Raw genomic sequence first — 16,292 nt, 5'->3', positions numbered from 1 at the left:
TGTCGGCCGCGGCGAGACACCTGCCGCCGCGGCGAGACACCTGCCGCCGCGGCGGGCTCTCAGAGTCCGGCGGCGGCCTCGACCTGGGCGAGGTCCTCCGGTAGCAGGTTGGCGGCGCGGGCGCCCGCCACGGTCAGCAGGAGCTGGCGGTCGAGGGCGGCGATGGTGCGTACCCGATCGGCGTTCATGGCGCCGCGGTAGCCGGAGTGGCAGCCGTCGCGCAGCATGCGCAGCGTGCGCACGAGCGGGATGAGCACCGCGACGTGCCCGGCGGCGTAGTGGCGCAGGTGGTTGAAGGCGTGCCCGACGTACTCGGCATGGTCGAGGTCGCATGGGGTGAGCAGGATCCGCCCGTCGGGGTCGCGCACCGACTGGGCGGGGCACTCGGCCAGCAGCAGCGGCCGCATGATCGAGCCCATGCGCAGGATGACCTCGACCGCGGTGGTGGGGTCGTTGACCGCGGCGGACAGCGCGCGCAGGCCGATGTCGGCGAGCTGGCGCAGGCCGAAGTCGATGTCCTGCTGCATGGTGCGGGCCGGTCCGACGATCACGGCCTCGGCGATCAGCCGGGCGGTGACGGCCGGGTCGGGCGGCGGCGGCCACATGGTGACCAGCGGCGTGCCGGAGGTGAGGTACGCGCCGACGCGGGTCTCCAGGCGCAGCACCGTGCCGGGCGGCGTGGCCTTGACCATGGCGCGGCGGCTGAGCTGCTGCACCCAGCCGTCGACGGTCGCGGTCACCACCAGCGGGCGGCCCAGCGCGGTGAGGTCCGGCGGGTCGACGGGCTCGCCCACCTTCACTCCGATGTGCGGGCCGTACGGCAGCTCGCTGATCAGGCCATGGGTCTCCCGCACGACGCGCTCCATGATCCGCCCGACGTACTGCTGGCGGCTGATGCGGTCCAGGTAGACCACGATCGCGATGACCGACACCAGGGTGAGCAGCAGCGCGAAGCCGACGGTGAGCGGCGGGGCGTGGTCGGCGCCGGTGTCGACCCGCGACAGCGCCGTGACGCAGAAGGCGAAGGTGCTCAGCAGCAGGCCGACCAGCACCTGCCCGTGGCGGTCGCGCCAGAAGCCGCGCAGCACCCGCGGCGAGAACTGGCCGCTGGCCAGCTGGAGCGAGACCACCAGCAGCGAGAAGACCACACCCGCCGTGGTGATCATCGCACCGGCGATGGTGCCGAGCAGTGTGACGGCGACGTCGGGTGTGAACGTGATCACGTCGCTGGGGTCGGTCATGTACCGGGTGTCGACCTCGCCGAGCGCGAAGGCCAGGCCGATCGAGGCGATCAGCATCAGGCTGGGCAGGAAGAGCATGCTCTCCGCCAGGCGGTCCCGCAGGGCTCGCGAGCGCAGCCGGCGTACGTGTGGGGCGACCTCGTGTTCGAGGTCGGCGGAGCCGTCTCCGTGGGGCACGTGACCTATACCGGACATAAACCCTGATTCTCTCGAATGTGGGCGAGCTTCATTTATCGAGCTAGCCTTGGTCGCCAACGTCTCCCACCAATGATGATGAGGTGCCGTCTTGTCCGTCGCCCCCGTTCCCCACCGGCGCTGGTTGATCGCAGGCCTGGCTTCGGTCCTCGTGCTCACCGTGTCCGGCGCCTTCGCGGGCAACGCGTTCGGCGCCGACGTGCCACGCGGCGCGAAGGTGCTCGGCATCGCCATCGGTGGCAGCCGGGCCGAAGCCGCCGACGCCCTGCGTACCGGCCTGGCCGCCAAGACCGACCAGCTCAGCGCGCCGCTCACGGTGCGGGTCGGGTCACAGACCGCCAGCGTGCAGCCGCAGGACGTGGGCCTGAACGTCGACGTCGACAAGACGGTGGACGCGGCCATGTCCCGCGCCAGCAACCCCATCGCCACGGTGTTCGGCGGCGGCGCGGTGCCGCCGGTCGTCACCGTCGACGAGGCGCGGCTGGCCACGGCGCTCGCACCGGCGGTGCAGAAGGCGGCGGCGGCGATGACCCTGCCCGGCGTCACCTTCGACGGCACCACCCCGAAGCCGGTCTACCCGAAGCCGGGCCAGGCGCTGGACAGCGCGAAGGCGGCCGAGGCGGTACGGGACGGCTGGCTGCGCGACAGCGAGGTCGAGGTCCCGCTCGCCGACAAGGCGCCGACCGGCACCCCGGCCGACGTGGACCGGATGATCGCCGAGGTGGCGCGCCCCGCGGTGGCCGCCCCGGTCACCGTGACCACGCCCCGGGGCAACCTGACCGTGTCGCCGAAGGCGGTCGCGGCCAGCCTGGTGATCAGCTCGGACGCGCAGGGCAGGCTGTCCGCGCGGGTCGACGCGGCCAAGCTGCGCAAGGCGATGGGCGCCGAGCTCGCCAAGGTCGAGACCCAGCCGCACAACGCCACCATCGGCGGCGGCGACGGCACCACGGCGAAGGTGGTGGCCTCGACCGGCGGCACGCTGGTGGACACCACGAAGCTCGCCGCCGACCTGCTGCCGGTGCTCAAGCAGACCGGCGCGCGCACCGTGCCCGCCGTGGTCCGGGACGTGCAGCCGGCCACTACCAGCGGCGACCTGGCCGAGCTGGGCGTCAGGGAGCAGGTCTCCAGCTTCACGACGTACTTCACGGGCGGGCTGAGCAACCCGCGCAGCAAGAACATCGTGCAGATCGCCAAGGAGGTCGACGGCGCGATCGTGCGGCCCGGCGAGACCTTCTCGCTGAACGGGCACACCGGCCCGCGCGGCTACGCCGAGGGCTACCACGACGCCCCGATCATCATGGACGGCAAGCTGGTCCCGGGTGTCGGCGGCGGCGCGTCGCAGTTCACCACCACGATCTTCAACGCGGCGTACTACGCCGGCATGAAGGACGTCGAGCACAAGCCACACTCGTACTACTTCTCGCGGTACCCGGCGGTCATCGAGTCCACGATCATGTACCCGTCGCTGGACCTGAAGTTCACCAACACCAGCCCGTACGGCGTGCTCATCGACACCTCGTACACCAACCGGTCGGTGACCGTGAGCATGTGGTCCACCAAGGTCTACGACAGCATCACGACCACCTACGATCCCAAGCGCGACATCGTCGAGCCGGAGAAGGTGGTGCTGGAGGCCGGTCCCACCTGCATCGCTACTGGGGGTAGTCAAGGTTTCACTCAGGACGCCTGGCGTATCTTCCGCAAGGACGGTAGAGAGGTCAACCGGGAGAAGTTCACCTGGCGGTATGACGCTGAGCCACAGTTCGTGTGCGAGGCGAAGAAGCCGCCGCAGACTGCCAAGCCCTGAGGAGGGGTTCGATGAAGGAGCGCTGGCTGCCGGTCGGCGCGATCGCCGGTGTGCTGTTCGCGGTCAACGTGGTCGCCCGCTGGGTCGCCAAGGGGATCGATGACGCGGACAAGCAGTCCATGGCCGGGTTCGTCGCGCTGGGTGTGATCGGTCTCGTCTTCCTGGTGATGGCGGTGCGCTGGGGTCGCACCCGCCCGATCGCGCGGGTGGTCGCCGATCTGGCCGCCGCGGGAGGCGTGGCCTGCCTGCTGAGCATCTTCCTCGGCCCGCTGCTGACCTGGGAGAGTCCGTTCGCCAACGGCGCCGGCGCCTTCTTCGCGCAGATCTGGGTGTACGCCGCGGTCTTCGCGGTCGGCACGGGCCTGGGCCTCGCGGGTCTGGTGGCGTTCGCCGCCGACTACCGCTCCAAGCAGCTCAAGAGCTTCGCCGAGCGCAGCAAGGCCCACCCCCGCCGCGTCTAGCGACAAAAGAATGGGCTCCTTCTCGACGCATACGTCGAGAAGGAGCCCATTCTTTTCAGCGCAGCTGGTAGCGGGTGTAGTGGTGGTGGCGGGTGAAGCCGAGGGCGGCGTAGAGCGCCAGCGCGCCGGTGTTGCGCGACTCGACCTGCAGGAACGCGTCCGTGGCGCCGCGCGCGGCGGCCCAGCGGGCGAGCACTCCCATCGCCTCGCGGGCCAGCCCCCGGCGGCGGGCGGCGGGGGAGGTCTCCACGCCGAACACCCCCAGCCAGCGGCCCTCGCCGGTGATCGAGCCGCGGGCGCGGGCCAGCAGCGCGCCGTCCTCGCCGTAGCAGTGCGCGAAGACCAGCTCGGGCACCGCCGTCAGCACGTGCAGCGCGGCCTCGGGCAGCGGGCCGCGGTCGTCGGCGACCATCGCCAGGAACCCGGCGGACGGGGTCGGGCTCAGCTCGAACCCGGCGCCGTCCGGCGTCACCGCGATCAGCTCCGACAGCGGGCTGACCTGGACCTCGACGGTGCACTCGGCGTGCCAGCCGCCCTTGCGCAGCTCCCGCTCGACCCCCGCGGCCAGCGGCAGCGGCACGTCGACCTGCGGCGGCAGACCCTGCCGCCGGTAGAAGGCGACGACCTCGTCCAGCGCCGCCGGCAGCGGCAGGCCGGGATCGCCCACCGGCAGCGCCGAGTTGGCCCGGCCGGTGTAGCCGCCCGCGGCGCGCAGCCGCCAGGTGCCCAGCAGCTCGACCACCGGCGGCGGCCACGCGTCGGCGGCGGCCAGCTCCAGGGCCGCGATCTCGCGGGCGGTCGCGCCGCGCCGGGCGGGCACCACCTTGGCCCGGTGCACCTCGGCCAGGGGCACGACGACCAGTCCGTGGGACGTGGCGACGGTCAGCGAGGCGTCTCCCACCTCGGTGAGTTCGCCCAGCACATCGGTGAACTGAGGTCTGTCACCACGGACACCGGCCAGTCGCCGTACCACCACGCGGGACCCGAGATCGTGCTTAGCCAACACTGACTACCTACCTCCCTCTCCCGGATACTAGGCTTGCCGTTGGCCGCGTAACGCGGCGGAACGTGGCTTGCTCATGTTCCGGGAGTGCGTGGAAGGACGACCCGTGACCTACATCATCGCCGAACCGTGCGTCGATGTGCTCGACAAGGCCTGCATCGAGGAGTGCCCTGTCGACTGCATCTACGAGGGCAACCGGATGCTCTACATCCACCCGGACGAGTGCGTTGACTGCGGCGCGTGCGAGCCGGTGTGCCCGGTCGAGGCGATCTTCTACGAGGACGACGTGCCGGAGCAGTGGCGCGACTACACCACTGCCAACTACGAGTTCTTCAACGAGCTCGGTTCGCCCGGCGGCGCCTCGAAGATCGGGAAGATCACCGCGGACGCGCCGTTCGTCGCCGCCCAGCCGGCGAAGGAAGGCGACCACTGAGCGCTCAGGCTCCCGGTCCCGGCCGGCGGAGGGTCTCCGCCGGCCTGCCGGACTTCCCCTGGGACCTGCTGGAGCCGTCGAAGCGGCGGGCCGCCGCGCACCCCGACGGCATCGTCGACCTGTCCATCGGCACGCCGGTCGACCCGGTGCCCGCGGTCGTGCGCAAGGCGCTGGCCGAGGCGTCCGACTGGCCGGGCTACCCGCTGACGGCGGGGACGGCCGAGCTCCGGCAGGAGATCACCGCCTGGACCGCGCGCTCCTGCGCCGCGCCGTCCGGCTTCGGCGTGCTGCCCACGATCGGCTCCAAGGAGCTGGTCAGCTGGCTGCCCACGCTGCTCGGCGCCGGCCCCGGCGACACGGTGGTCATCCCCGAGGTCTGCTACCCGACGTACGAGGTGGGCGCCCAGCTCGCCGGCGCGACCGTGGTCCGGGCGGACAGCCCGCCGGACGGCGTACGCCCCGCGCTGATCTGGGTCAACTCACCCGGCAACCCGCACGGCCGGGTGGCCTCCGCCGATGAGCTGCGCGCCTGGGTCGCGTACGCGCGCGCCACCGGCGCCGTGCTGGCCAGCGACGAGTGCTACCTGACCCTGCCGTGGACGGCGCAGCCGGTGTCCGTGCTGTCGGTGTGCGACGGCGACTTCACCGGGCTGCTCGCCGTGCACTCGCTGTCCAAGCGGTCCAACCTGGCCGGATACCGCGCCGGTTTCGTGGCCGGCGACCCGGACCTGGTCGGCGAGCTGCTGGCGGTGCGCAAGCACGCCGGCATGATCATGCCCGGCCCGGTGCAGGCCGCGATGATCGCCGCGCTGGCCGACGAGTCCCACGTGGACGAGCAGCGCACCCGGTACGCCGCCCGCCGCGAGCTGCTGGCCGCGGCCCTGGTGGGCGCCGGGTTCACCATCGACCACTCGCAGGCCGGGCTCTACCTGTGGGCCACCCGCGGCGAGGACTGCTGGCAGACCGTCGACGCGCTCGCCGAGCGGGGCGTGCTGGTGGCGCCCGGTGCCATCTACGGCCCCGGGGGTGCGCAGCACGTGCGCGTCGCGCTGACCGCGACCGACGAGCGGGTCCGTGCCGCCGTCGCCCGCCTCGCCGCCTGACGACGCCGTCAGGCGGGGCTGACCGGTAGCCGCGTGGCCCAGTAGATCTGCTGCTGCGGTCCGCTGAAGATGAGCACCACCGCCAGGTGGGACGGCATCGCGCCGGCGGGTACGACGCCCTCGAACGTGATCGCCTCCGGCTGCCCCGGCTTGGCGTACACCGCCATCGGGCTGTCGCGGACGACACCGTCCGGGCCGGTCCGGCCGAACACGCCGGCCAGCCACGGATAGCGGTCCGCGGCGGTGTCGAGAAAGCCGTTCCAGCCCGCGCCCTGCTCGCCGTAGATCGGCGGCACGGTGTTCGACCGGTTGTCGATGACGAGCACGTGGTAGTCGCCGTCGCGGGGCGCGCCGGGCGGCAGGCGCAGCTCCACCCGCCCCAGGAACGCCTGCTCGCCGTCACCGGCGACGAGGCCGGTCGCCCACGGCATGCCGAACGCGGCGGCGTCGGCCCGGTGCGTGGCGGGGCCGGTGAAGCGCACCTGGGCGACGGCCTGGACCTCGCCGGGGCCGTACGGCGGGATGTCCCGGACGACGCCCACGCCGAGCCAGGCGACCGTCACGACCGCCAGCCCCGCAGTGAGCACGGCGGGCAGCCGGACCCGGCCGCCGGGCGCGGCCGCGGACCAGATCGCGACGGCCAGCAGCAGGCTGCCCACCAGCCACAGCGAGCCGGCGCCCGCGACGGCGGCGAGCGTCTGACCGGTGCGGCCCGCCTGGACGTCGGCGAGCGGCCGCAGCAGGCAGTGCGCCGCGAGCAGCATCCCCACCGCGGTGACCCCGGCGGCCGCGTGCGCACGCGCCGCGCGGTCGACCGCCGGATCGGCCCCGGCCAGGCGCGGGCGCTGCGATACGGTGCGCACCGTCAGCGCCGCCAGCCCCGACGCGGCCACCGCGCCCAGGCCCCAGGCCACCGCGTCGGCGGCGGCTTCGAACCGGGTCCAGAGGTGCAGTGTCGTGACCAGACCGGCCGTCACCGTCGTGATGACGGGCACGGCACGCAGCCACCGCGGCACCGCGGGCGGTGCGGCTCCCACGGTGTCGGTGCCCGCGGGGGAGGCGGCGCCGCCGGCTGCGCCGGCTGCGCGGGCTGCGGCGTTGCCGGCGGTGGCGTGCCGGGCCGCGACGGACTCGGCGTCGCGGGCGAGGGACGCCTCGGCGAGGTACGCCCCGACGAGCCAGCCCGCGAGCAGCGCCGTGAGATCCAGCCGCACCTGCTGCCAGGACAGCTGGACCAGCAGCCCGGCCGTGCCCCCGGCCAGCGTGCCGACGACCCGGAACCGCCGGGTGGCGGCCAGGTACGCCGTGACGGCCGCGAGGGTAGCGGGGGTCGGCTCCAGCTGGTGCCGCTGGGCGAACCGCTCCTGCCGGGAGAGCTCGCGCCGGTTGACCGCGACGGCCAGCAGCAGGACGAGACCGATGACGAGCACCAGCACCAGCATGGCGTGCACGCGCTACCTCCCCGTAGAGCGCCGACTGTAACGGGCCGGCGCCAGCGGCGCGGGCCTGTCAGCGGTGCGGGACGCGGTGCGCGGCGAGCCGTTCCAGGAAGGCGCGGTTGGCCTCCCAGCCGTCGACCTGCGGCGGGTCCGTGCCCAGCCACACCGGCTCGGCCGCCGGGTAGGCGTGCAGCTGCTCCTCCACCCCGCCCCGCGTCACCACGACGCAGGCCTGGCGGTGCCGGGAGGCGAGCACGCACAGCCGCCCCGCCTCCAGGTGGAACGCGCTGGCGTCGCGCCGCCCGCTGAGCGGGTGCCAGGCCAGCACGACCTCGTACTGCCGCCCCTGCAGCCGGTTCGCGGTGTCCACGGTGACCCCGGTGATGCCCCGGCGCTGCAACGCCGCCTCGACGTGCGCCTTCTGGTCGCGGTGCACCACGCCGACCGCCACGTCCGCGTGGCTCAGCGGGCGCGCGCCGGACGGGTCCACCGTGGACACCTCGGCGGTGACCAGCTGGTGCACCAGCTCGGCCAGCGTCGCGACCAGCGCCGGATCGGTACGCGGCACGTGCGCCTCGGGCAGCTCGAGCAGCGCCCAGCCGTGCTCGGCGGCGTGCGCGAGCGCCGGGTGGGTGCGGCTGCCCAGCTCCAGCCGCCGGTCCTGCGGCGCGGCCCCGGCGGTGAACGCGCGGGTGTAGAACGCGTCCGAGATCACCGGCGCGGTGTGCGGGGCCAGCCGCCAGCTCACGGGCAGCGGCACGACGGGCGTGTCCGGGTGGTTGCGCAGCAGCGTCCCGGCGGCGGTGTCGAGCGGCCAGGTGGCCAGCGAGCGCACGGAGTGCTCGTCGGCGACGGTGAACGGCGCGAGCTGCCCCGGGTCGCCGACCAGCAGCAGCCGGTCGAACAGGTGCCCGACGCGCACCAGCGCCGCCGCCGACATCTGGTACGCCTCGTCGATGATGCCCAGCGGCCAGACCCGCTCGTCGGCCTTGACGTACGCCCACTTCGCGGCGGTGCCCACGATGACGTCGCAGCCGCCCAGCTCGCCGAGCTTGGTGCCGGTGCGGACCTTGGTCTTCGGCCAGCCGCGCGGCGGCGTCCACTCCTGCCCGTGCAGGCGACCGGTGCGCAGGCCCGCCCCGGCCAGCGCGATGACCAGGTCGTCGGCCTGGTCGTTGGTCTGCACCACGATCGGCACGTGCTCGCCGGCCGCCACCAGCCGCCGCGTCAGCTCCCGCACCAGGGTCGACTTGCCCGCGCCGGGCGGCGAGTCGACGACCACGGCTCGGTCGGTGCCGCGCACCCGGTCCCAGACCTCCTCGATCGCGGACTCGTGCCGCGTCGCCGCCGTACTCACGAGCCACCTCCCCCGCGACCGTCACCGGTCACCGCCGCGTCCGAGTCCGGTGCGTCGCCTGCGGCGGCGGCCGCGATGGCCGCGTCGGTGTCCAGGTCGTCGTCCTGCTCCGGCTCGGGGGCGGGCTTGCGGCGGCCGCGGGTGGGCCAGGGCAGCTCGTCGGGGAGATTGTCGGGGAAGTGCTGCTGCGGGCCGAACGGGGCCAGCACCACCTCGGCGTCGCACTCCGGGAGCAGGTTCAGCTTGGGCCGGGTGACGGCGCCGCTGACCACCATCAGCTCGATGGTGTCGTCGGCGGACGCGCGCACGGTCATGCCGACCTTGCCCAGCCACAGCTCGGTGCCGGCGGGCCGGTCGAACGCGGCGTTCACGCGCACCCACAGCAGTGGCCGCAGCACCGACCGGCCGCCGGGGTTGGTGACCGTGTGCTCGGGGTCGCGCTTGACGACCACGCCCGCGACGGCCTCGCCGGTGGCCAGGTAGCGCGCCATCACCAGCGGGTCGTCCAGGGCCATCTGGCGGTCCAGGGCGGCGGTGCGGGTCTCCAGCTCGTGCAGGAAGCGGTACGCCGGGACGTCGGACAGCCGGGCGGTGAACGAGACCGTGCCCGCGAGCACCCGCTCCCGGTGCCGGGTCCACGACCAGCGGTCGGACTCCCAGCGCTTGGCCACGTGCTCGCCGGGCGGCAGCAGCCGCACCAGGTCGAGGGCGGCCCAGGTGTCGCGCCAGGCGACGTCGAGCACCTCGGTCGCGGCGATCTTGAGGCGGCGTACGTCGCCCTGCTGCTTGGCGCGTTCCAGGGCGGGGCGCAGCACCACCTGGTCCCAGGCGGGGTCGCTGGCGGGGCCGGCCGGCGGGCGCGCCTCGGCGTCGCGGGCGGCCTGCCAGGCGTCGGAGCCGGCGGGCGGCTCGATCCAGGCGAGCAGGCGGCCCAGGTGACCGTCCTCGGTGGGCAGCTGGCCGGTGCGCCAGTGCGCGGTGAGCAGGTCGGTGGCGGTGAGCAGCACGCATGAGCCGGGCAGGTGGCGGCGGGAGGCGATCCAGCCCAGGTGCGCCCCGGCCTGCTGCAGCACCGGGTCGTCGAGGGTGCGCAGGTACTGCCCGAGCAGGCCGACCCAGTGCGCGGTGGCCTCGTTGGGCACCACGATCTGCGGCGCGTCCGTGCAGCAGTGGTCGACCTCCAGCTCGCGCCCGTTGCCGGTGCCGCGCACGACCGGCTCGGTGACCGTGTAGCGGCTCAGGTACGTCGCGAGGTCGCGGGCGAGGCCGCCCAGCGCGGCGAAGCGCTGCTTGCGGTCGCGCGGCTCGGCGATGGTGAGCAGCTTGGGGGAGTCGCGGAACGAGCCGTACCGGATCGCGACCGGCGCGGACGGCTCACCGGCCAGGTGGTATCCGGCCAGCACCCAGGGCCGCGGCGACAGGTGCCGGTGGGCGCGGGACGCGGCCGGCACCGCGCGCGCCCGCGTCAGCGCGAGCAGCCGCTGGTAGACGTCGAGGCTCACGAGGTGCTCCCGGTGGCCCACCCGTACGCCTGCGCCGCGCGCGCCAGCTCGGCCGCGATGGCCTGCTCGGACTCGCCGTGCGGGGCCCGCTCGCCGTGGGCCAGGGCCAGCGCGTGCGTGGCCAGCCCGACCGGGCCGCACAGGTTGGCGGCGGCGGCGCCGGCGCGCGACACCGAGCCGTCGCGCTCCGCGCCGGTGCGGCAGTGCGTGTACATGGGGCAGCTCGGGCAGCCGTCGCCGAACCGCGCGTCGACCTCGGCCAGCGCGTCGACCAGCGCCTCGCCCGCCAGCGCCGGGCCGCCCAGCGCCTGGCGCCGCAGCCGTTCCGGCAGGTCGGCGCGCAGCCGGGACAGCGCCCAGCCGAGGCGGCGCACCTGCGGCGCGACGTCGAGCGTGGTGCCGACCGGGGCGAGGCCGAAGTTGCGCGGCAGCACCAGCAGCGCCCGGCTGCTGACGCGCTCCGGCACGGGCGCGGCCTGGCGCAGCGCGCCGACGACCACGGCCAGTTCCCGCGCGGTGCCCGCGACCTTGGCCGGATCGGCGTGGCCGTCCACGCAGGCGTACGACCTGATCTCGACCGGATGCAGCAGCGTGCCGTCGGAGGCGAGGACGACCTGGTCCGGGGTGACCGGGAAGTCGCCGAGGCGCAGCCGCGGCTCGCGCCACACCCACAGCCCGGCGCCGGTGGGCAGGGCGTCGGTCTCGACGGCCGCCCCGCACTCGATGCCGAGGTGGCGTTCGACGAGCTCGGGCAGCCGGCTCGTGGCCAGGTGGGCGAAGGTGCCGTCCCGCTCCCGCGCGTACGGGCTCTGCCCGCTGGGCGGCGCGCCGATCGCCTCGGCCAGCAGGCCGAGGTCGACCCGGGCGGCGTCCAGGGCGAGCCTGCGACGGCAGCCGGGCGCGTCGAGCAGCCCGGCCATCCGTCGTGGATCCAAGGTCGGCGCCTCCCGGTATGCGGCCGGACCGGAGCCGGTGGGCCCCGGTCCGGTGCGGCGGTCAGTCGTTGGCGTGCAGTGCCGCGTTCAGCACGATGCCGGTGCCGGTGCGCGGACGGGCCTCGACCGCGCCCGTCACGGAGTTGCGCAGGAACAGCACGTTGGACGCGCCGGACAGGGTGGCCGCCTTCACGACCTCGCCGGTGGCGGTCAGCGTCACCTTGGTGCCCGCGGTGACGTAGCAGCCGGCCTCGACCACGCAGTCGTCGCCGAGCGAGATGCCGATGCCGGCGTTCGCGCCGACCAGGCTGCGCTGCCCGACGCTGATGATCTCCTTGCCGCCGCCGGACAGGGTGCCCATGATGGACGCGCCCGCGCCGATGTCGGAGCCCTCGCCCACGAGCACGCCGGCCGAGATGCTGCCCTCGACCATCGAGGTGCCCAGGGTGCCCGCGTTGAAGTTGACGAAGCCCTTCTGCATGACCGTGGTGCCCGAGGCCAGGTGCGCGCCGAGGCGGACCCGGTCGGCGTCGGCGATGCGCACGCCCGGCGGCACGACGTAATCGGTCATCCGGGGGAACTTGTCCACGCCGTACACGGCGAGGTGGCGGCCGGCGGCGCGCTCGAACAGGCGCAGCTCGTCGACCCGGTCCGGCGGGCACACGCCCGCCGACGTCCACGCGTTGTTCGGCAGCAGGCCGAAGATGCCGTCCAGGTTCGCCTGGTGCGGCTTGATGATGCGGTGGGAGAGCAGGTGCAGGCGCAGGTACGCGTCGGCGGTGTCGCGCGGCGCGTCGGCCAGCGACCCGATGGTGGTGTGCACCTGCACCACCCGCAGGCCGGGCAGGCAGGGCTCGGCGACCTTGAGGTCGGGCGCGTCCTGGCCGCAGCGGTCGAGGCCGAGCTGGCCGGTGGGATACCACACCTCGAGGGTGTGCTCGGCGCTGACGGTGGCGAGGCCGAAGCCCCACGCGGACTGGTCGAGACGTTCGCTGCTCACGGTGCCCTAGGCTACCCGTATGTCGAACCCGCTGACGCCTCAGGTGCTCGCTGATCCCGTGTCGCTGACCCGTGCGCTGGTGGACATCGAGTCCGTCTCCGGCAACGAGAAGGAGATCGCCGACGCGGTGCAGCAGGCGCTGGAAGGTTGCGGTCACCTGCGGGTCGAGCGGATCGGGCACAACGTGATCGCGCGCACCGAGCTGGGCCGCGCGCAGCGGGTGGTGCTGGCGGGGCACCTGGACACGGTGCCGATCGCGGACAACTTCCCGTCCACCATGGACGAGAAGATCATGTGGGGCTGCGGCACCTCGGACATGAAGAGCGGCACCGCCATCGCGCTGCACCTGGCCGCCACGGTCGCGCAGCCGCGCCACGACGTCACGTACTTCTTCTACGAATGCGAGGAGGTCGAGGCGGCGCTCAACGGGCTGCGCATCGTCGGCGAGCAGCGTCCGGAGCTGCTGGAGGCGGACTTCGCGGTGCTGCTGGAGCCGACGTACGGCGCGGTCGAGGCGGGCTGCCAGGGCACCATGCGGGCGCGGGTGCGCACCCACGGCACGCGCGCGCACGCGGCCCGGTCGTGGCTGGGCTCCAACGCGATCCACCAGGCCGGCGAGGTGCTGCGCCGGCTGGAGGCGTACCAGGCGCGCCAGGTCGAGATCGAGGGCTGCCGCTACCGCGAGGGCCTGAACGCGGTGCGCATCACCGGCGGCGTGGCGGGCAACGTGATCCCGGACGCGTGCGAGATCGAGGTGAACTTCCGCTTCGCCCCGGACCGTTCCGAAGCGCAGGCGGAGGTGCACCTGCGCGAGGTGTTCGGCGGCTACGAGGTGGAGATCACGGACTCGGCGCCGGGTGCGCTGCCCGGCCTGACGGCCGCTCCGGCGGCGGAGTTCCTGGCTCTGACCGGTGCGCCGCCGACGGCGAAGCTGGGCTGGACCGATGTGGCGCGGTTCGCGGCGCTGGGCATCCCGGCGCTGAACTTCGGTCCGGGCGACCCGAACCTGGCGCACAAGCGCGACGAGCACGTGGAGATCGACAAGATCGTGGCGGGCGCCGACCTGATGCGCAGCTGGCTGAGCTGACGCCGGCCGGGGCTGGGCGTCGCCGGTGCGGGGTCACCGGCTTGGCCAGGTCTTTCGTCAGCGGGCCGGGGCGGATTCCTCCACCGGCTCGGTCTCCGGCGGGCCGGTCACCAGGGCGACCCGGCGGGCGTGCACGGTGGCGCGGATGCGCTGGCGCATCGCCTGCCTCTGGCGGAGCACCTCGGTGCGGGTCATCACGTTCATCGCCTCCCTCGTCGGCGGCCAGTTCTGGGGAACTTCATATCCATGCGGTATGACATCTTGACGCCACAGCATGGCGAAAAGTTGCGGAGTTCGCTGGGAATTTGCTGCGACGTCGCGCGCCGCGTCGACACGTAAACGATCCTGCCGGTCTACGGTGATGGGATGACGCAAAGCAATCGTCGGCCCGAGCGCCACCGCGGCCCGGTGACCCTGCGCCGTGAGGCCGTCTCCACCGGCACGGCCGACCAGGCCCTGCTCGACTCGGCCGGACGTCCGGATTGGAAGGTCCGCGACTCGTGGCGCACCCTGCGCATCCTCAGCGAGTTCGTGGAAGGCTTCGACACGCTCAGTGACCTGCCCCCGGCGGTGAGTGTCTTCGGCTCCGCCCGCAGCGCCCCCGACTCGCCCGAGTGCGAGCTGGCCCAGCGGCTCGGCGGCGCGCTGGCCCGCGCCGGATACGCCGTGATCACCGGCGGCGGCCCGGGCGTGATGGAGGCCGCCAACCGCGGTTGCACCGAGGCGGGCGGGCTGTCCGTGGGCCTGGGTATCGAGCTGCCGTTCGAGCAGGGCATGAACGAGTGGGTCGACGTCGGCATCGACTTCCGCTACTTCTTCGTGCGCAAGACCATGTTCGTGAAGTACGCCCAGGCGTTCGTGGTGCTGCCCGGCGGGATGGGCACCATGGACGAGCTGTTCGAGGCGCTCACGCTGGTGCAGACGGAGAAGGTCACCCGGTTCCCCGTGGTGCTGATGGGCAAGGCCTACTGGAGCGGCCTGATCTCCTGGATGCGCGACACCATGCTGGCCGACGGGAAGATCAACCCGGTGGACCTGGACCTGCTGCTGTGCACCGACGACGTCGACGAGGCGGTCAGCCACATCCTCGACGCCGACAAGGCCCTCGCGGCCGAGCAGTACGCCCTGCGTACCGGCACCGGCCTCATCGACTGACCCGAAAGGAAGGGCACCTTCACAACGCTATGTGTAGAGGAAGGGCACCTTCTTAACCCTCGCCGGGTCCGCCCGTTTGGAAGGGCACCTTCTACAACGCGGAGCGTTAAGAAGGTGCCCTTCCTTTTCCGTCAGACGCGTTCGGAGAGGCGGTCGGCGGCGCGGTGCAGGCGGTGGTTGAGCTCGGCCTTGTGCTCGAGGATCTCGAGGTCGATCTCCGCCCGGCGCTTGCGCAGCTCGGCCTCGCGCTCGGCGTACTCGGACTCGATGTCGTGGTTGAGGTCGCGTTCGGCGACCGCCAGCCGGGCGCTGACCAGGCGGTCGTACGTGGTCGAGCCGCCGACGAACTTCACCAGGATCGGCATGCAGTCGATGAGGATGAAGAAGATGCGCACGGCCCAGATGCCGACCGCGAGCGTGCCGCTGGAGTCGGCCAGGTCGTGCAGCGCGCCGAGCCGTTCCAGCAGGCCGATCGGGCCCTGGTGGCTGCGCTCCTCGGCGACCCGCGCCTCGATCTTGGCCTGGCGCTCGGACTCGAAGGCGGCATGGCTGGTGCCCGCCGCCGTCTCCAGCTCCGAGATCCGGGTACGCAGCCCCGCCAGCTTCGTGTTGTTGGCGGGGATCTGCCGGGTGCGGTGGAACGCGTCGGCCTCGGCGCGCAGCCGGCGGCAGTTGGGGCCGACGCCGCGCTGCCCGGTCAGGCCGGCCCCGGAGTCGCCGACGCACTCGCGGCGGGCCAGGTCGTTGATCGCGCGCAGCTGGGCGGAGTCCGCGTCGACGATCTTCTGCAGCTCGGCCGCGTCGGCCCGGCGGGTCTGCAGCTCGCGCAGGATCGCGACCGGGGACTGGTCGAAGTTGAACCGCTCCGCCGCCTTGCAGTCGGCGGGCGCGGCGGGCTCCTGCGAGCCGGGCACCGGGTTGCAGGCCGCCAGACGCCCGGCGAGCTGGGCCAGCGCCTCGGTGCGCTGGTCGGCGACGTGCTGGACGACCGCGGTCTCGAAGATGCGCAGCACCAGCGGCTCGGCGATGATCACACCGAAGAAGACCGCCATCAGCACGCGCATCGCCAGCACCGGCACGCGCCGGAACCAGCCCTCGCCCAGGCGGCTGGACACCAGCCAGCGGTCCACGTTGAGGATGAACAGGAACCAGACCAGCACCGGGAACACGGCGAGCCAGCTCGACGCGCCCATGGCCTGGGTGATGGCGAAGTACATGGAGATCGCGGCGATGGTCGCGGTGCCCAGGACCACCCCGCCGAGCGAGGTGTACCAAGCGCGTTCCTGGGGCACCCGGTCCAGCAGGCCCTCGTCCACGCCGGCCAGCACCCGCAGCCGCCGGCCGAGCGCCAGGCGCGGCAGCGGACGCCGCGGCCGCGCCGCATGCCCGTCAGCTTCGCCGTCACCGGCTCTTGCCGGTGCGGGCGGGACGGGTTCGGTGGCGGGTGCCGGAGTGGACAGGCCCGGCGTCCGGCTCCCGGGCACCGTGGGGATGGGATCCGTGGCGGGCGCCGGGTCCGGTGTCCGGGCCAGGGGCACGGTCGGGTCCGGATCGGACGCGACGTGCCGGCCGGA

15 protein-coding genes are annotated in these 16,292 nt (G+C 73.5%); 6 read left to right on the top strand and 9 right to left on the bottom strand.

Features of this window, described 5'->3' with window-relative positions; translation table 11 throughout:
- Positions 1-59: 59 nt before the first annotated feature.
- Positions 60-1,418 (bottom strand): DUF2254 domain-containing protein, encoded by a 1,359-nt coding sequence (locus AB0J67_RS09205; protein ID WP_363478488.1) that lies wholly within the window; start codon positions 1,416-1,418, stop codon positions 60-62.
- Positions 1,419-1,527: 109 nt separating this feature from the next.
- Between AB0J67_RS09205 and AB0J67_RS09200 the strand changes: the two genes are divergently transcribed.
- Positions 1,528-3,243 carry a VanW family protein gene (locus tag AB0J67_RS09200; RefSeq protein WP_363478485.1) on the top strand — a complete coding sequence of 572 codons (1,716 nt, stop codon included), beginning with the start codon at positions 1,528-1,530 and terminating at the stop codon, positions 3,241-3,243.
- Between the two features lie 11 nt (positions 3,244-3,254).
- Positions 3,255-3,704 (top strand): hypothetical protein, encoded by a 450-nt coding sequence (locus tag AB0J67_RS09195; RefSeq protein ID WP_363478482.1) that lies wholly within the window; start codon positions 3,255-3,257, stop codon positions 3,702-3,704.
- A 55-nt stretch (positions 3,705-3,759) separates the two neighbouring features.
- Here AB0J67_RS09195 and AB0J67_RS09190 read toward each other — a convergent pair whose 3' ends face one another.
- Positions 3,760-4,710, bottom strand: coding sequence for a GNAT family N-acetyltransferase (locus tag AB0J67_RS09190; RefSeq protein ID WP_363478479.1), 951 nt, complete (start codon positions 4,708-4,710; stop codon positions 3,760-3,762).
- 103 nt (positions 4,711-4,813) lie between these two features.
- On the opposite strand from AB0J67_RS09190, the gene fdxA reads away from it, so the two are divergent.
- A complete protein-coding gene (gene fdxA, locus AB0J67_RS09185) occupies positions 4,814-5,140 on the top strand; it encodes a ferredoxin (protein WP_239125510.1) in 327 nt (108 codons plus the stop codon).
- Positions 5,137-6,243, top strand: a complete 1,107-nt coding sequence (gene dapC, locus AB0J67_RS09180) for a succinyldiaminopimelate transaminase (RefSeq protein ID WP_363478496.1) — start codon at positions 5,137-5,139, stop codon at positions 6,241-6,243. Before fdxA ends, dapC begins: the two co-directional genes overlap by 4 nt.
- Before the next feature lie 8 nt (positions 6,244-6,251).
- On the opposite strand, the gene AB0J67_RS09175 is transcribed toward dapC, so the two are convergent.
- The 5 genes from AB0J67_RS09175 to AB0J67_RS09155 all read right to left on the bottom strand — a co-directional run bounded on the left by AB0J67_RS09175 (position 6,252) and on the right by AB0J67_RS09155 (position 12,476).
- On the bottom strand, positions 6,252-7,694 hold the full coding sequence (locus AB0J67_RS09175; protein ID WP_363478476.1) for a hypothetical protein: 1,443 nt from the start codon (positions 7,692-7,694) through the stop codon (positions 6,252-6,254).
- A 58-nt stretch (positions 7,695-7,752) separates the two neighbouring features.
- On the bottom strand, positions 7,753-9,039 hold the full coding sequence (locus AB0J67_RS09170; protein ID WP_363478473.1) for an AAA family ATPase: 1,287 nt from the start codon (positions 9,037-9,039) through the stop codon (positions 7,753-7,755).
- Complete coding sequence (locus AB0J67_RS09165) at positions 9,036-10,541, bottom strand: hypothetical protein (protein WP_363478470.1); 1,506 nt, start codon at positions 10,539-10,541, stop codon at positions 9,036-9,038. Before AB0J67_RS09165 ends, AB0J67_RS09170 begins: the two co-directional genes overlap by 4 nt.
- Positions 10,538-11,476, bottom strand: coding sequence for a hypothetical protein (locus AB0J67_RS09160; RefSeq protein ID WP_363478467.1), 939 nt, complete (start codon positions 11,474-11,476; stop codon positions 10,538-10,540). The genes AB0J67_RS09165 and AB0J67_RS09160 overlap by 4 nt, the downstream gene beginning before the upstream one ends.
- Positions 11,477-11,537: 61 nt before the next feature.
- Positions 11,538-12,476 carry a DapH/DapD/GlmU-related protein gene (locus AB0J67_RS09155; protein ID WP_363478464.1) on the bottom strand — a complete coding sequence of 313 codons (939 nt, stop codon included), beginning with the start codon at positions 12,474-12,476 and terminating at the stop codon, positions 11,538-11,540.
- Between the two features lie 19 nt (positions 12,477-12,495).
- Here AB0J67_RS09155 and dapE point away from each other — a divergent pair, with 19 nt between their 5' ends.
- Positions 12,496-13,563: a succinyl-diaminopimelate desuccinylase gene (gene dapE, locus AB0J67_RS09150; protein ID WP_363478461.1), complete on the top strand. Its 1,068-nt coding sequence runs from the start codon at positions 12,496-12,498 to the stop codon at positions 13,561-13,563.
- Between the two features lie 57 nt (positions 13,564-13,620).
- Here the strand turns inward: dapE and AB0J67_RS09145 are convergent, their stop codons facing one another.
- Entirely contained in the window at positions 13,621-13,767 is a 147-nt protein-coding gene (locus tag AB0J67_RS09145; RefSeq protein ID WP_363478458.1) for a hypothetical protein, read from the bottom strand.
- A gap of 162 nt (positions 13,768-13,929) precedes the next feature.
- Here AB0J67_RS09145 and AB0J67_RS09140 point away from each other — a divergent pair, with 162 nt between their 5' ends.
- Positions 13,930-14,718, top strand: coding sequence for a TIGR00730 family Rossman fold protein (locus tag AB0J67_RS09140; protein ID WP_363478455.1), 789 nt, complete (start codon positions 13,930-13,932; stop codon positions 14,716-14,718).
- A 131-nt stretch (positions 14,719-14,849) separates the two neighbouring features.
- Here AB0J67_RS09140 and AB0J67_RS09135 read toward each other — a convergent pair whose 3' ends face one another.
- On the bottom strand, positions 14,850-16,202 hold the full coding sequence (locus AB0J67_RS09135; protein ID WP_363478453.1) for a DUF4407 domain-containing protein: 1,353 nt from the start codon (positions 16,200-16,202) through the stop codon (positions 14,850-14,852).
- Between the last annotated feature and the right edge of the window lie 90 nt (positions 16,203-16,292).

This window comes from Catellatospora sp. NPDC049609 (genome assembly GCF_040675365.1).
GTDB lineage: Bacteria > Actinomycetota > Actinomycetes > Mycobacteriales > Micromonosporaceae > Catellatospora.
The sequence above is the reverse complement of the archived record's forward strand: the minus strand, read 5'-3'. Positions and strand labels throughout refer to the sequence as shown.

What these genes read in the sequence shown, in the direction of transcription:
- AB0J67_RS09195 (WP_363478482.1), top strand. Translation starts at nt 3,255, where the DNA reads ATGAAGGAGCGCTGGCTGCCGGTCGGCGCGATCGCCGGTGTGCTGTTC.
- dapE (WP_363478461.1), top strand. Translation starts at nt 12,496, where the DNA reads ATGTCGAACCCGCTGACGCCTCAGGTGCTCGCTGATCCCGTGTCGCTG.
- AB0J67_RS09145 (WP_363478458.1), bottom strand. Translation starts at nt 13,767, where the DNA reads ATGAACGTGATGACCCGCACCGAGGTGCTCCGCCAGAGGCAGGCGATG.
- AB0J67_RS09140 (WP_363478455.1), top strand. Translation starts at nt 13,930, where the DNA reads ATGACGCAAAGCAATCGTCGGCCCGAGCGCCACCGCGGCCCGGTGACC.